Consider the following 15,322-nt stretch of genomic DNA (forward strand, 5'->3'; position numbering starts at 1 on the left):
GCTGGTCGGTGCTGGTCGGTGCTGACCCGGAGGTGCCGCTCCCCCGGGGTGGCTCGTTCCTATCGCCGTGGCGAGTCCGGCGAGTCCAGGGTGGCCCGGGCGCGGGCCGAGCGGATGGCCGAGGAGAGGCCGTCGAGATCGAAGGCGCCGTGGTGGCGCCGCCCGTTGATGAAGAACGTCGGCGTGCCGGACACGCCGCTGACGTCGGCGGAGTCGACGTCGGCGGCGATCCGGGAGGCGGCGGCGTGATCGTGGAGGTCGGCGCGGAAGCGTTCGACGTCGAGGCCGAGGTCGCGGGCGTGAGCGACCAGGTCGGCGGGGCGCAGGCGGTCCTGGTGGGCGAGCAGGCGGTCGTGCATCTGCCAGAACGCCCCCTGCGCGGCGGCGGCCTCGACGGCCTGGGCGGCGAGCTGGGCGAAGGGGTGAACGTCGGTGAGCGGCAGGTGCCTCCAGACGTAGCGGACGTCACCGAGGTCGGCCAGGATGCGGCGCACGACCGGCTCGGCCTGGCCGCAGTAGGGGCACTCGAAGTCGCCGTACTCCACGACGGTCACCGGCGCGTCGGCGGGGCCGCGCAGGTGGTCGCGGCCGGGGTCGACGGGAGCGGCCAGGTCCACGATGGTCTCGGCGCTGCCCAGCAGGGCGCGGACGCGCAGCCGCACCGGGAGCATCGCCGTCGCCCGGGAGACGGCCCAGGTGACGACCGGCGCGCACACCGCCGCGGCGAGAATGCCGAACTTGGCCTCCTGCAGCTGCGGGCCGTCGAAGGCGAGGGTGGCGATCAGCAGGGAGACGGTGAAGCCGATGCCGGCGATCGCGCCACCGGCCGTCACCGCGGCCCAGCCGACCGGCGGCCGGACGCGGCCACGGCCGAGCAGGGTGACCAGCCAGGAGGAGGTGATGATCCCGAGGGGTTTGCCCACCGTGTAGGCGAGCAGGATGCCCAGGGTGACCGGGGAGACGAGGGCTCGAGCCAGGAAGTCGCCGCTGAGGGTTATCCCGGCGTTCGCCAGGGCGAACGCCGGGACGACGACGTAGCTCGTCCAGGGGTGGTAGAGCTGCTGCAGCCGCTCGTTGGGGGAGATCGCCGAGGTGAGGCCGCCCTGGGCCGAGCGGGCCAGCTCGGGGGTCGGCTGCTCGCGAAAGAGGCGGAACAGGTCGGTGGCGCGTTCCAGGTCGCCGCGCGAGGCCGGGGAGGCGTAGGTGAGCAGTCCCATCGCCAGGCCGATGATCACCGGTTCGACGCCGGAGCGCAGCAGCGCGACCCATGCCGCGGCGCCCAGCAGGGCGTAGACGAACCCGTGGCGTACGCCGGCGGCGCGGACCGCCAGGATCACGGCGCAGACGGCCGCCACGGCCAGCAGCGGCATCAAGGTGACGTGCTCGCTGTAGAAGATCGCGATGACCGCGAGGGCGAGCAGGTCGTCGACGACCGTGATGGTGAGCAGGTAGGTGCGCAGCCGGGCGGGCAGGCGGGAGCCGAACAGGGCGAGCATGCCGAGGGCGAACGCGGTGTCGGTGGACATGGCGGCGCCCCAGCCGTGGACGGCCGGGGTACCGGCGTTGAGGGCGAGGTAGATCGCGACCGGGACGATCATGCCGCCGGCACCGGCGGCGAGGGGCAGGACGAGCCGTCTGCGGTCGCGCAGCTCCCCCATGTCGAACTCCCGGCGCGCTTCGAGCCCCACGACGAAGAAGAAGAACGTCATCAGGCCGGTGTTGACCCACTGACGCAGCTCCTGTGAGACGCCGAAGTCCCCGGCCGTGATGGACAGCGGGATGCGCCAGAACCGCTCGTAGGCCGAGGGCGCGACGTTGGCCCAGGCCAGGGCGGCCAGCGTCGCGGCGAGCAGGACGACGGCGCTGCCGGTCTCCGTGCGCAGGAAGTCGCGCAGCGGGGTGGTGGCGGTCTGTGCCCACACGGTCCGCGCGGGCTGCGGGGCGTCCTCGGTGCCTTCCTGGCGGGCGGACGTCATCGTCGGGTTCTCGTCGGGCGCATCGTGGCCTCCCCCGGTGCCTGGCGGTGTGGATCACGTGTTGTCCGGCCGGTCCGGGCCGTCCGTTGACTTCTTCGGGTGGGGGGGGGTGACGCTCTCGCGCCGGCGCGTTCTCGTGTTCGTGTCCCGCCGCTCGTATGCCGCTGTTCGTGTCCGGCGCCGCCCGGTGGTGGCGGGCGGGGGCGGTGCTCCGGCGAGGGCGCGGGTTCGATCGTACGGCGCGGCGGTCGATGCCCCCTCGCGGCGGGCGGGTGATGCCCGCCGAGGTTTCCGCCCGTGTCGTGAGCGCCGCCGAGGTCGCCCCCAGGGTACCCAAGGTCGGCGCCGGCGGTCCGGCACCGGAGTGCGGATCGAGGAGAGGAGATGCGGAGCGGGCCGGACGGGCGCGGTGGTCGCGTCAGTCGGCGCCTGCCCGGAATGGGAGGAGGGCGGGAGGTCAGGGCGGGGGCGGCGGAGGCGACGGCCTGAGTTTCCTGACGAAGCGGGCGGCGGAGCGGTGGCTCATGCCGGTCTCACCGCGGACCAGGAAGACCGCCTGGTCGAACTGGTCGGAGGCCTTGAGTTCCAGAAGCCGCTCGACGAGCTCGGGGCCGATCCCCCCGCCGACCAGGGCGTTTCTGGGGCGTTGTGCCGCCCGTACCGCGAAGACGATCAGAGCGATGACCGCCGCCACGACGACCGCCGTCAGGAGGAGGATGACGATCGGGTTCGACATGGGCTGAGCGTACCGCCGCGAGCCGGTCAAAAGGAGGGGTGATCACCGTATTCGGCGTGGATGCGGTGATCTCAATGGTTTTCGGCTCCAGGGAGGCGGCTCCGGTCCCCCGGGGCCTCCCGGGGTCTGTCAGAGCATCCCGCGCAGCAGGAGCATGGCGTAGGCGGCGATCGAGTTGCTGTCGGTGATGGCGCCGTTCAGGATCATCTGCTCGAACTCGGTTCGTGACACCCAGTCCTGGCGCATGTCCTGTTCGGTGTGCTCGCGCTCGTGGGCGCCGGCGGTCAGGCCGGTGGCGAGGAAGATGTCGTAGTTCTGGCCCATCGTGCCGTGCGCGTTGTCCAGTCGTCCCAGGTGGGTCATCGAGGTGGCGCGCAGGCCGGTCTCCTGGGTCAGCTCGGTGTGAGCGGTGACCAGGGGGGAGGGGCTGTCCTTCACCCCGCCCTGGGGGAAGTTCCAGGTGCGGCGCCCCACCGGGTAGCGGTACTCCTCCACGAGGTGGAACCCGTCGTTCTCCATGGGCATGACGATGGCGAAGTCCGGTGCGTCCACGACACCGTAGATGCCGTGGGAGCCGTCGGGGTGCTCGATACGGTCCTCGCGCACGCTGATCCACGGGTTGGTGTAGACGACCATGGACTCGAGGGTGCGGATCGTTGGTCCGGATACGTCGGTCATGCGCGGAGCCTACTGAAGCCGGCCGGGCGGGGTGAACGGCTGGACGGCGGTCACCGCGCTGACCGGCAGCGGCCCGTAGATGTGCGGGAACGCCTCGGGCGGGTCACCGGCGACCTCCTCCACGCGGACGTCGAGCCCGGCGGGGTCGACGCTGAGCAGCACGAGGGGGTCGGTGACGTCGCGGTAGAAACGCTCCACGACGCCGCGCAGTTGCTCGTGGTCGGCGCAGGCGTGGATGAAGCCGACGTCGTCGAGGGTGCGGCCGATCGTGGAGACGCGGTACTCCCCCGCCTGACGGGCGGCGTCCCAGTCGGCGGCCAGGGCGAGATGCAGAATGGTCATCGGATGACATGGTGCCCTGCGCGCGCCCGTCGTTCAAGCGGGGCGTCCCGGAGGCCCCGTCGGAGGCACCGTCCGAAGGCTGGCGCGGTTCGGGCACCGGGGGTTCGCCGGGGCGGCCGGCCTCACATCACGGCCTCGGCGTTGTCGGCGCTGCCTGCGGTCCCGGAGGCCCCGGTGATCTCGGTGATCTCGGTGGTGGCGTGCAGGGTGGTCAGGATGGTCAGGATCCGTTCGGCGTCGGTGAGCAGGCTTCCGGTCACGGCCCAGCCGTGTGGCTGGTCCAGCCGGCCGGTGCGCACCTCCTCGGTCATCTGTTCCTGGATCGCGCCGGCCCGCTCCAGCGCGGCGGAGATCACCGCGTTCAGCCTCGCGGGCTCGTCGGCGGTGCGCATCTGCGCCTGGAGCGCCTGGGCGAGCAGGTCCAGCAGCGCGGCGTAGTCGCGGGCGAACTCGTCGCTGATCCACGGCGGCCCGTCGGAGTGGCGCCGCTGGCGCTGGGCGGCATAGGCCAGCGCCCGTACCAGGGCGTGGATGTGCACGCCGATCTCGCTCATCGCCTCCAGCAGCTCTTCGTGGTCGTCGTTCGTCTCGGGGACGCGGGTGCGGCGCAGGTTGTAGCGGCGGCTTTCCGCGCCGTCGGCGATGGCCGCGCTCGCCCGGGCCAGGTGGGCGTCCAGCCGGGCGGCGTGGCGCTGCCAGCCGGACAGGCCCGACAGGTCACAGCGCTCGCGCAACCCGCCCGCCACGGCCTCCAGGAGGTTGGCGGCCTCCTTGCTCAGCCGGCGCACCGCCTCGTAGGGGCGGCGCTGATACAGCGGCGGGAACACCACCGCGTTGACCACTCCTCCCGACAGCGCGCCGATGCCGGTGGCCACCACATAGGCCAGCAGGTAGCGCTCCTGGGAGCCGGCGCCGAACGACAGCATCAACACCGCGGTGGTCGCCACGTCCGTGCCGTGCCGGCCCATCCGCCGCCAGCGCGCGGCCACCAGCGCCGGTGGCACGACCAGCACCAGGCTGAAGGCGTTGAGGCCGATCAGGTGGCCGACGCTGCCGGCCAGGATGACACCGGCGGCCACCGCGCACACCCGCCGCACCCCGTTGGTCAGTGTCTGGTACACCGTCGCGTGCACCATGATCACAGCGGTGGCCGGGGCGATCCACACCGTCTCGTGGGGCAGCAGCCGATCGGCGAGGAACCAGGCCAGCACCGCGGCCAGGGTCGCCTTGGCGATCTGACGCACCTCGAAGCGCTGCTCGGAGTCTCGCCGGCCCAGCCCGGCCACCTGGTCGCGTAGATACCGCGCCTCACGGCGGATCGTCGTCCGCATCCAGCTCATGTCCCGGTTAATCACCATCGGGCATTTACCTGAGGTCGCGGTCGGAAACCTACGCCGGGCTCGCGACGATCAGACGCTGATCTCGGAGTCGGGGCTTGAGCGGCAATCGAACGGTCGGTCACGTTAAGGAGCCCGGTGGGCGCCTCTGCGGGTGGTCACGGGATGGCTGGCGCCATGGTTCGGCAGTGGATATCGGACAACGACGCGAAGCTGTGGGGTGCTACGGGGATCCCATCCCGACATCGAGGGTGTGCCCGACCCGGAGCACGTCCCCTGGGATCGACCCGACCCACCCGGCCTGACGAACGGCCTGGTGTCAGCGGCCTCACCGATCAGAAATCCTCCGCCACGTCGTCAGTTCTGGTGACCCCTCGCACCGGTGGAAGGATTGATGACCATGACCGACGTCAGACTGCTGGGCGCCGACGAGGCCACGTTCATCGCGGCGGTCCGCTCGGACGACACGGCGAGGTTCGCGCTCCTCACGGAGCGCCACCGCCGTGAGCTGCAGGTGCACTGCTACCGGATGCTCGCGAACTACGAGGACGCCCAGGACATGACGCAGGAGACGTTCCTGCGGGCGTGGAACAAGCGGGAGTCGTTCAAGGGCCACGCCGCGCTGCGGACCTGGCTGTACCGGATCGCGACGAACGCCTGCCTCGACTTCCTGGAGAAACGCAACGACCGCACACCCGTACCATCCGAGCTGCCGGACCCCGCCTCCGAGGTGCTGTACCTGCAGCCGTACCCCGACCGGATGCTCCCCGAGGACCCGCAGGAATCGGTGGTGGCGCGGGAGACGATCGAGCTGGCGTTGATCGTCGCCGTCCAGCACCTGCCGCCGCGGCAGCGGGCGGTGTTCATCCTGCGCGACGTCCTGGGCTGGCCGGCGTCGAAGGCCGCCGACGCCCTCGAGCTGACCGTCGCATCGGTGACCAGCGCACTGCAGCGGGCGCGCGTGACGATGCGCGAGCAGCTACCCGGCCGCCGCCTCGACTGGCGGAGTCCCGCCACCCACGAGCTGTCGGATGACGAGCGCGGCGTGGTGAAGTCGTACATCGACGCCCACGAGCGCAACGACCTCGACGGGCTGATGTCCCTACTGCGCGAGGACCTGCGCTTCGTGATGCTGCCCGAGCGGGGCACCTTGACCATGACGGCCAAGGAGGCGGTGGACGGCTGGGTCTCCGGTGGGCTCTTCCAGCGCGGTCACGACGACTGGCGCTGTATCACCACGACGGTCAACCGCATGCCTGCCGCCGCGCTGTACCTCCGCACCCCCGGTGACCCGGAGTACCGGTTACTGAACATCGCGGTCCTGCACATCGTCGACGGGAAGATCGCCGAGCTCACCGGATTCGACGCCACCGACAAACCATGGCTGGGCCTGCCCCCGACACTGTGATCAGGCAAGTCCCCGTCGTCGACGAATCCAGCGCACGGGCCGCCTGCACCGAAGTCACCGCGAAATGAGCACCCCGACCAGCTGAACACCAACGCGGCAACTCGAACACCACCGCCCCGCCGGCGTTGCCGGCGGGGCGTCTTCATGCTCCTTCATGCTCCGAAGAACATCATCATGATCAACGACGCCGTCGTCCTCATCTCCGGCGAGCCGGTCAGCAGCTCACTCGGAACGCGAGGAGAACGCGAGGAGGGGGCCGGGGAAGGTTCCCGCACGGCCGAGGGTCACGGTGAGCACGCCAGGAAGGATTCGGGCCTGGTCTCACGAGGCGAGCATCTGGCCCGTGCTCATCGCCTCGTCTCGTATCGGGTCAGCACCACGCCGCCGGGAAACGTCCGCGTCTCCACCAGGTTCAGGTTCACCCAGCTGTCCAGCGCCGTGAAGAACGGCGTGCCGCCGCCCACCAGGACCGGGTGGGTGACCAGCACGTACTCGTCGATCAGCCCGGCCCGCATGGCCGCTGCGGCGAGCGTGGCGCCGCAGATGTCCATCGGGCCGCCGTCCTCGGCCTTGAGCCGGGTGATCTCGGCGACCGCGTCGCCGGTGACCAGGCGGGTGTTCCAGTCGACCATGCTGGTCGTCGAGGAGAACACCACCTTCGGCATGTCCCGCCAGCGGCGGGCGAACTCGATCTCCGCCGGTGTGGCGCCGGGCCGCTGGTCGGCGGTCGGCCAGTGGGAGCTCATCGTCTCCCACAGTTTGCGCCCGTACAGCGCCAGGCCGGTCGCCCCCACCCGGTCGGACCACCACTGGAACAGCTCGTCGCTCGGTACGCTCCAGCCAAGGTCGTCGCCGGGCGCGGCGATGTAGCCGTCCAGGGCCACGCTCATACCGAAGATCAGTTTCCGCATCGTGTCAGCCTCCTGTGAGTCGATCTCACACGTACAGACGGGCGCGGCGCGGAAACCTAATCGGTGCGCGATCTGCGAGCGACGGCGCGCCCGCCGTGCCGGATGAGCGTTGCCCGCAACCCGGCCGTCTATTCCGTCGGCATCATGCGCGGTGACGGAATAGACGCACCAAAAGGAGGTTCATCCAACGGCCGTCAGATGAAGGCCTGGGCGGGTTGTCGGCGGTCAGATCTCGTCGTCTCCGGCGGCGTCCGGGTCGCGCAGATCGCGGACGGGCTTCGGGTGCTTGCGGACCTTCTCCTTCGAAGTACCGCCTGACCTGTGGTAACGGCTGCGTTTGACGGATTGGTGATCACTGCCGCTACGTTCGTTCCGGTTTCGTCCGGTACGGCAGGTAGCCGATCTCTCCGGCGGCTTCTGCCGCGGCCTTCAGCAGGCGGGCGGCCGGTTCCGTAAAAGCCGGCGGGTCCGGGCCAGGTGCCGGGCGGCTGGTGTCGCGTACCAGCGGGTGCAGCCGCGCGACCGGCGGCGCGTCCGGCCCGGCCGCGGAGTGTCAAGTCAACGTGACACCTCCTTTCGTCGCCGGTCATCGCCGGTCATCGCCGGCTGTGGCGGCGATGGCGTTGTCGATGAGGACGGCGGCGATGGCGGCGGCGGTGGGGAAGGCGTCGGCGTTGAGAACCCGGGTGCGGGCCGCGGCGCCGTCGATGAGCAGTGCGAGCTGCTCGCCGAGCTGTTCAGGGTCGGCGGCGCCGGCTTCCCGGGCGGTGTCGGCGAGTCGCGCGGCGACGGCTTTCTTGTAGTCGCGCGCGTACCGGGATGCGGGGTGCTGGGGGTCGTGGAGTTCGACGGCGGCGCCGATGTAGGGGCACAGGGGGGTGGTGGGAGGGATGTCGAAGGCGGCGAGGAGCCGTTCGCGGGGCGTGAGGTCGGTGCGGTCGAACACGCCGGGCAGAACGGAGGGGTCGAACCGGCGCAGGTACTCGGCGACGAGTTCGTCCTTGCCGGTGAAGTGCTGGTAGGCCGTGCGCTTGGACACCTGGGCCGCCGCGCAAAGCTGGTCCATGCCGGTGCGGTTGATGCCCTGCTCGCGAAACAGCTGCTGGGACGCGCTGAGGATGCGCTCGCGGGCGCCCCGGCCGCGGCGGCGGCCCTGGGGGCCCTTCTCGAGCTCCGTCATGGGTCCATGGTACCCCAGCTGGGTAACGACCGGTGTACATAGTTTGCGTCCCGGCCGCCCGCCCCGTACCGTAAGCACACAGGGCGGTGTACATAACATCGTCGCCCCAGGTGCACACGGCACCACCGACCCAAAGGAGCGGCCATGGGAAAGCTTGACGGCAAGGTGGCGGTCGTCACCGGCGGCACCACCGGCATGGCGCTGGCCGGCGCGAAGCTGTTCGTCGACGAAGGGGCGCACGTCTTCATCACCGGCCGCCGCCAGGACGCCCTGGACGAGGCCGTGAAGCAGATCGGCCGCAACGTCACCGGCGTCCAAGGCGACGCCGCCGACCTGGACGACCTGGACCGCCTGTACGACACCGTCAAGCGGGAGAAGGGCAGCCTCGACGTACTGTGGGCCAGCGCCGGCGGCGGCGAGCCCGCCCCGCTCGGTGAGATCACCGAGGCCCAGTTCGACACCTGGTTCGGGCTCAACGCCCGGGGCACCCTGTTCACCGTCCAGAAGGCCCTCCCGCTCTTCAACGACGGCGGCTCCATCCTCATGACCGGCTCCAACGCCTCCCTCGGCGCCTTCCCCGGCTGGAGCCTCTACGCCGGCAGCAAGGCCGTCCAGCAGGCCTGGGCCCGCGTCTGGCTCAACGAACTGCGCGACCGCAAGATCCGGGTCAACGTCCTGACCCCCGGCCAGGTCGCCACCGCCAAACAGGAAGAACTGTTCGATGAGGCCACCAAGGCCGCATTCGAGTCCCTCATCCCCCGCGGAAAGATGGGCCGCCCCGAAGAAATCGCCACCGTCGCCCTGTTCCTCGCCTCCGACGACTCCAGCTACGTCAACGGCCTGGAACTCGTCGCCGACGGCGGCACCACCGCCATCTAAACCGAACGACGCACAACCAGGACAGGACATCTCATGAGCAACATCAGCATCATCGGCACCGGGAACATGGCCCGCACCATCGGCGCGCTCGCGGTGGCGGGCGGCAACACCGTCGAGGTCATGGGCCGCGATCAGTCCAAGGCCGCTGACCTGGCCAAGGTTCTCGGCGGCGGCGCCACGACGGGAGAATGGGGCACTCCCCCGGCCGGGGACATCGTCATCGTGGCCCTGTTGTACGACGGTGTCGTGCCGGTCGTCGCCCAGTACGGAGACGCTCTCGCGGGCAAGGTCATCGTCGACATCAGCAATCCCTTCAATTCCACGTTCGACGGACTAGCCCACCGCGAGGAGACCTCGATCGCGCAGGAAGTCGCCAAGGCGGCCCCGGCCAGCGCCGGCGTGGTGAAGGCGTTCAACACCATCTTCCGTCATGTCCTGGAGAAGGGTCGGCCCGACGTCTTCATCGCCGGCGATAATGCGCAGGCCAAGGCAAGTGTGGAGGCGTTCATCGAGAGCCTCGGGCTGCGCCCGCTGGACGTCGGCGGCCTGAAAATGGCGCACTGGCTGGAAGGAGCGGGCGTGGTCACGGTGGGCCTCGCCAACCACGGGGTGGGGAACTTGGACTTCGCCCTCGGCATCACCGAACTTCCCGTCTGAGCAACTGGACGGCCGCGGCCGCCGCCACCTGGAACCGGCACCTGTCCGCCCTGGTCTCCTTCACCACCTGGGCCCAGCGCCAGGACCTGCCGGCCACCAACCCGGCCCGACGCCTGGAGCGCCGCGAACCCGCCCGCCGCGGCGACCGTGCCATCCCGGCCGCCCGGCTGGAGACGCTGTTCACCGACCCCGCGCACGCTCGCGGCCGCCGACATCGACCCCATCTACCCGCGCGCCGAGTACCTGTTCGAGACCGCCTCGGCCCAACTCGACCCGCACCGGCAGGGCTGCGCACCGCACCAGCTCCGCCACAGCGCGCTGCGGCACCTGGTCCAAGCCGGCCGTACCGCGCCCGAATTGCAGGCCAAGAGCCGCCACCAGCACCTGGCGAGCCTCAGCCGCTACGTCCGCCTCGGTGAGGAGACCTCCGCCCGAGTCACCGCCGAAGCCGACCCCATCCAGCGCCGACGTCCCCGCCGAAACTCAAAGGTCGTCGTCGCTCATGATCTGTACCGTAAGCAGATCGAGGCCTTGATTGCAGAGTCCAGGATGACTGCAGGTCAGAAGCTACTTCGTTGGAAATTTCTTCGTTGCTGCCGGGACCCCCGTTCCCGCGGATCCTCCACTCCGGCCTTCCCGGGGGGCGCGTTCACTCTCACACAGCAGACGGACTATACGCACGCATAGTATCCTCTCCGTATGAGTAGCTTTCTGTTCGCTTGGATAGGAGTCATGAGCGGTGACGGCATCACGACCCGACCCTGAGGACCTGACCGCTCGCGCGCGGATCAGGGACGCGGCCTTGCGGCATTTCGGGGAGCATGGCTTCGAGAGGGCGACGACCCGGGCGATCGCCGAGACCGCGGGCGTCTCCCCGGGACTGCTGCGCCACCACTTCGGGTCCAAGCAGGCGCTGCGCGAGGCGTGCGACGCCCACCTGGTCAAGCTGATCAGCGGGATGAACGAGCGGGTCAGCGCCGACACCGCCTCCGGCGCCGCGAACGGCGTGAACGGCGTGAACGGCGTGAACTACGTCGCGGCCTCCATGGCCGACCTCGGGCCCTACCAGCGGTACCTGGCGCGCGCCCTGACCGAGGGCCGGGCCGAGCCGGTGTTCGACGCGATGGTCCAGATGGGCGAGCGGTGGCTCGCGAGACTCGACGAGCACCGCTCCGATCCCCCCTTCGCCGACCGCAGGGCCAGGGCGACGGTGGGCACGGCGATGGCCCTGGCCGTCGGGATCCTCCACGAGCACGTGTCCCGGGGGCTGGGGGTCGACGTGTCCGGCCCAGAAGGCTCCCACCTGCTCGCCCTGACCTTGCTCGACCTCTACTCCCACCCCTGGCTCGACCCGGAGGAGGCCGCCGCCTACCGCGATGCCCTGGACAGGACCCGGGCGGATGCCGCAGCCACCCCCCGTTCGGCCGGGGAGCGCCCTGATGAGTGACGCGATATCCGTGACGGGCCTGGTCAAGGCGTTCGGCACCGTCCGCGCGCTGGACGGCCTCGATCTCGTCGTGGGCACCGGAGAGGTGCACGGCTTCCTGGGACCGAACGGCGCGGGCAAGAGCACCACGATCCGGGTCCTGCTCGGCATGCTCCGCGCGCAGGCGGGCACCGCCCGGCTGCTCGGCGGCGATCCGTGGGCCGACGCGACGGAGCTGCACCGCAGGCTGGCCTACGTCCCCGGCGACGTCACGCTGTGGCCCCAGCTGTCCGGCGGCGAGGTGATCGACCTGCTCGCACGGCTGCGCGGCGGGCTCGACGAGCGGCGCCGCGCCGAGCTGCTGGAGCGCTTCGGCCTGGACCCCCGCAAGAGGTGCCGCACCTACTCCAAGGGCGACCGGCAGAAGGTCGCCCTGGTCGCCGCGCTCGCCTCCGACGTCGAGCTGCTCGTCCTCGACGAGCCCACCACCGGGCTGGACCCCCTGATGGAGGAGGTCTTCCGCGAGACGGTGCGCCAGGAGCAGCGCCGCGGAACCCGGACCGTACTGCTGTCCAGCCACATCCTGGCCGAGGTCGAAGCGCTGTGCGACCGGGTGACCATCGTCAAGGACGGGCGCACGGTCGAAAGCGGCACCCTGGCCGGCCTGCGCCACCTCACCCGCACCTCCATCCAGGCCGAGCTGTCAGCGCCGGCGGACGGGCTGGCCGGCCTGGCCGGCGTGCACGACCTGCGCACCGAGGGCGGCCGGGTGTGGTTCGACGTCGAGACCACCGGCCTGGACGCGGTGCTGCGCCACCTCGCCGACGCCGGGGTACGCGGTCTCGTCAGCCGGCCCCCCACCCTGGAGGAGCTGTTCCTGCGGCACTACGAGCGCACCGGCGGGAGCGAGGGGCGACACCTGGGAGCGGCGCGATGACCTCTTTCACCGGCACCGGCCACCTGGTCGGCCTGGCGCTGCGCCGGGAAAGGACCATCGCCCCCTGGTGGATCCTGCTGATCGTGACCATGGCCCTGACGATGGTCGCCTACGTCAACAGGAACATGGGCACCTACGAGCTGAAACTCGCCTACATCGGCATCATCCGCAGCAACGCCTTCCTGCAGGGGCTCGGCGGTGGCTTCGCCGAACCGCGGCTGGAGGTGCTCGCCACATGGCGCAGCGGCGGGTTTTTGTACCTGGCGAGCGCGTTCGCGGCCCTCATGTCCGTCGTCCGGCACACGCGCGGGGAGGAGGACGCCGGCCGCGGCGAGCTGGTCCGCTCGGCTGTGGTGGGCCGCCACGCCCAGCTGACCGCCGCCATGCTGGTGGCGGCGGGCACCAGTCTGCTCGGCGGGCTGTCGACGGCCGCCGTGCTGATCGGGATCGGGCTCGAACCGATCGGGTCGCTCGCCTACGGGGCCGCCGTCACGGTGGCGGGCTGGGTGTTCGCGGGCATCGCCGCCGTCGCCGCCCAGCTGGCGCGCGAGGCCCGTACGGCCACCGCGATCGGCCTGTCGGTGCTCGCGGTCTCCTTCGTGATGCGCTACGCCGGTGACGCGAGCGGGCGGTACTGGCTGAAGTACCTGTCCCCGGTCGGCTGGAGCCATCTGGTGCGGGCATACCAGGACGAGCGGTGGTGGATGCTCGGGGTCTCGATCCTGGCCGGCGCCGTCCTGTGCGCCGTCGCCGGTCGGCTGGCCGGCCGCCGCGACCTCGGCGCCGGGCTGTTGCCCGAACGCCTCGGGCGCGCGCGAGCCCCGCGCCTGCGTGGCCCGGTGAGCCTGGCCTGGCGGCTGCACCGCGGCCTGCTGGTGAAGTGGGCGGCCGGGGTCGCGTTCTTCTCGGCGGCGGCCGCCGGGGTGAGCCCGCTGGGCCGGGATCTGCTCTCGCGGCCGAGCCTTGTGGTCGACAACATCAGGAACACCCTCGGCGTCCCCGCCGATGAGATGCTCGGCGCCTACTCCTGGTACATGATCCTGATCCTCGCGTACGCCGTCGCGCTCTACCCGGTGCTCATGACGTTGCGGCTGCGCTCGGAGGAGATCTCGGGCCGCGCCGAGGCCGTCCAGGCGACCGCGGTGACCCGGCTCCGGTGGGCGGCCGGGCACCTGGTCGTGACCGGGCTCGGCGCGACGGCGCTGATGGCCCTCTGCGGTCTCGTGTTCGGCACGCTGTACGCGGTGCTCGTGGGCGACCTCGCCACCGACATGCCCCGGTTCCTGGCCGGGGCGCTGGGCGCCGTGCCGGCCGTGTGGTGCGTCGGCGCGGTGTGCCTGCTCGCGTACGCGACGCTGCCGCGGGCGAGTGCGGCGATCTCCTGGACCGTCTGGGTCCTGACCGCCGCGCTCGGGCAGGTCGCCGGCCCCCTCTACGGGCGCTGGGGCGGCAGCCCGCTGGAGCCGTTCCACTACGTCCCCAACGCCTTCGCCGCGGCGCCCGTGGACGCCGGGCCGATCCTGGTCCTGCTCGCCGTTACGGCGGTCCTGCTCGGCGGCGGGCTGCTCGCCCTGCGCCACCGCGACTTCGGGCCCGGATGAGGATCACCGACCTGCGGGCGGTGCCGTTTCGTCCGGGCGCCGGCTCGGCGACCATGCGTGCCGAGCGAGGACGTGATCGAGCCGGTGCCGGCGCCGGTAGTCCTGGGGGGTGACTCCGTAGGCGGCGCTGAAGGCGCGGGTGAAGTGCGCGGGGGAGGAAAAACCCCATCGGGTCGCGATGGCGTGGATCGGCCGGTCGCCGAGGGCGGGGTCGCAGAGGTCACGACGGCAGTGCTCCAGCCGCCGGTCACGGATCCATTCGGCGACGGTGGCGTCCTGGGTCTGGAAGAGCCGGTGCAGGGTGCGGACGGAGACGGCGTGGGCCGCGGCGATCGTGGCCGGGGACAGGTGCGGGTCGGTCAGGTGCCGCTGGATGAAGGTGTGAACCCGCAGCAGCAGGACGCGCTGGCGGGTGGTGGGCCGCAGGGCCGCATCGGCGTCGAGGCGGTGGGCGAGCAGCGCGGTGAGCAGGTCGGTGAGCACGGCCCCGAGGCGTGAACGATCGGCTGTCCCGTACTGGTCGGTGCCGTTGACCAGGCGGGTGAGGAATCCCGAGATCAGCGCGCCGATCCCCTCACGGCCTGACAGCACGGTGGCGGTGAGCCGCTCCACCTTGTGCGCGGGCAGCGGCAGCAGCCTGGCGGGAAACACCATCATCACCCCGTAGGTGTCGCCCTTGCCGAACCCGGTCCGTATCTGGTGGGGACGCGAACTGTGGTAGAGCACCATGTTCGAAGGCCGTGACAGAGCGCGTCTGCGGTCCTGCGCTATCGCGGTCTCTCCGCGCAGGTTGAACGCGAGCTGGAGCAGTTCGGGATCGGACCGGCGGATCATCCGAGGGGTCCGGTGTGCCCCGCAGGGGGAGGCCTCCACCGCGGAGACATGGACGGCCCCCAGGTCCATCGACTCGATGCTTCCCCGGAAGCTCGCGGGATCGTCGCAGGTGATCATCATGGGGGCCACCACCCGCCGGAACATGTGATCGAGCCAGAAGTCGAACCGCTCGCCCTCCGGCAGCTCCTTCGTGTGCAGCACTGTCCTCACCGGCTACTCCCCCGCCATGAGTCATTTGATGGCTGATACGGCTCAATGCTGGCCGATCATCTCAAGTCACTTGTGTTGACCGTAAACGATCTTAAAGAGGTAGGTTCATCGTCTGTGTCGTGAGGCCGGCCGGACGGACGGCGGACCCGCGTCAGAGGGCCCGCACGTCCTCCCCCTCGAGCGGCCGGGTTTCACCGATGTGTGCCGCCG

14 protein-coding genes are annotated in these 15,322 nt (G+C 70.9%); 6 read left to right on the forward strand and 8 right to left on the reverse strand.

What is annotated here, in order from left to right; genetic code table 11:
* Positions 1-59: 59 nt before the first annotated feature.
* The 5 genes from nhaA to ACFFRH_RS35470 form a co-directional block, all read right to left on the reverse strand.
* Positions 60-1,976, reverse strand: coding sequence for a Na+/H+ antiporter NhaA (gene nhaA / locus ACFFRH_RS35450; protein WP_386161856.1), 1,917 nt, complete (start codon positions 1,974-1,976; stop codon positions 60-62).
* Between the two features lie 457 nt (positions 1,977-2,433).
* Positions 2,434-2,712: a hypothetical protein gene (locus ACFFRH_RS35455; protein ID WP_386161858.1), complete on the reverse strand. Its 279-nt coding sequence runs from the start codon at positions 2,710-2,712 to the stop codon at positions 2,434-2,436.
* A gap of 129 nt (positions 2,713-2,841) precedes the next feature.
* Positions 2,842-3,390, reverse strand: a complete 549-nt coding sequence (locus ACFFRH_RS35460; RefSeq protein ID WP_386161860.1) for an NUDIX domain-containing protein — start codon at positions 3,388-3,390, stop codon at positions 2,842-2,844.
* 9 nt (positions 3,391-3,399) lie between these two features.
* Positions 3,400-3,732: a DUF952 domain-containing protein gene (locus ACFFRH_RS35465; protein ID WP_386161861.1), complete on the reverse strand. Its 333-nt coding sequence runs from the start codon at positions 3,730-3,732 to the stop codon at positions 3,400-3,402.
* Between the two features lie 122 nt (positions 3,733-3,854).
* A complete protein-coding gene (locus tag ACFFRH_RS35470) occupies positions 3,855-5,072 on the reverse strand; it encodes an FUSC family protein (protein WP_386161862.1) in 1,218 nt (405 codons plus the stop codon).
* Positions 5,073-5,469: 397 nt separating this feature from the next.
* Between ACFFRH_RS35470 and ACFFRH_RS35475 the strand changes: the two genes are divergently transcribed.
* On the forward strand, positions 5,470-6,477 hold the full coding sequence (locus ACFFRH_RS35475) for an RNA polymerase subunit sigma-70 (RefSeq protein WP_386161864.1): 1,008 nt from the start codon (positions 5,470-5,472) through the stop codon (positions 6,475-6,477).
* A gap of 347 nt (positions 6,478-6,824) precedes the next feature.
* Here the strand turns inward: ACFFRH_RS35475 and ACFFRH_RS35480 are convergent, their stop codons facing one another.
* Together ACFFRH_RS35480 and ACFFRH_RS35485 are read right to left on the reverse strand one after the other, a co-directional pair.
* Complete coding sequence (locus tag ACFFRH_RS35480; protein WP_386161866.1) at positions 6,825-7,388, reverse strand: dihydrofolate reductase family protein; 564 nt, start codon at positions 7,386-7,388, stop codon at positions 6,825-6,827.
* Between the two features lie 586 nt (positions 7,389-7,974).
* Positions 7,975-8,568, reverse strand: a complete 594-nt coding sequence (locus tag ACFFRH_RS35485) for a TetR/AcrR family transcriptional regulator (RefSeq protein ID WP_386161868.1) — start codon at positions 8,566-8,568, stop codon at positions 7,975-7,977.
* 144 nt (positions 8,569-8,712) lie between these two features.
* Here ACFFRH_RS35485 and ACFFRH_RS35490 point away from each other — a divergent pair, with 144 nt between their 5' ends.
* From ACFFRH_RS35490 to ACFFRH_RS35510, 5 genes are all read left to right on the forward strand, one after another.
* Positions 8,713-9,447, forward strand: a complete 735-nt coding sequence (locus ACFFRH_RS35490; protein ID WP_386161870.1) for an SDR family NAD(P)-dependent oxidoreductase — start codon at positions 8,713-8,715, stop codon at positions 9,445-9,447.
* A gap of 33 nt (positions 9,448-9,480) precedes the next feature.
* Entirely contained in the window at positions 9,481-10,104 is a 624-nt protein-coding gene (locus tag ACFFRH_RS35495; RefSeq protein ID WP_386161872.1) for an NADPH-dependent F420 reductase, read from the forward strand.
* Positions 10,105-10,843: 739 nt separating this feature from the next.
* On the forward strand, positions 10,844-11,551 hold the full coding sequence (locus tag ACFFRH_RS35500) for a TetR/AcrR family transcriptional regulator (RefSeq protein ID WP_386161874.1): 708 nt from the start codon (positions 10,844-10,846) through the stop codon (positions 11,549-11,551).
* Positions 11,544-12,467 carry an ABC transporter ATP-binding protein gene (locus ACFFRH_RS35505; RefSeq protein WP_386161875.1) on the forward strand — a complete coding sequence of 308 codons (924 nt, stop codon included), beginning with the start codon at positions 11,544-11,546 and terminating at the stop codon, positions 12,465-12,467. Before ACFFRH_RS35500 ends, ACFFRH_RS35505 begins: the two co-directional genes overlap by 8 nt.
* The gene (locus tag ACFFRH_RS35510) at positions 12,464-14,068 is read left to right on the forward strand and encodes an ABC transporter permease (RefSeq protein WP_386161877.1); all 1,605 of its coding nucleotides are present in this window, start codon (positions 12,464-12,466) and stop codon (positions 14,066-14,068) included. The genes ACFFRH_RS35505 and ACFFRH_RS35510 overlap by 4 nt, the downstream gene beginning before the upstream one ends.
* A 3-nt stretch (positions 14,069-14,071) precedes the next feature.
* On the opposite strand, the gene ACFFRH_RS35515 is transcribed toward ACFFRH_RS35510, so the two are convergent.
* A complete protein-coding gene (locus ACFFRH_RS35515) occupies positions 14,072-15,112 on the reverse strand; it encodes a helix-turn-helix domain-containing protein (RefSeq protein ID WP_386161879.1) in 1,041 nt (346 codons plus the stop codon).
* Positions 15,113-15,322 lie beyond the last annotated feature (210 nt).

It is taken from the genome of Streptosporangium vulgare (assembly GCF_042428775.1).
GTDB lineage: Bacteria > Actinomycetota > Actinomycetes > Streptosporangiales > Streptosporangiaceae > Streptosporangium > Streptosporangium vulgare.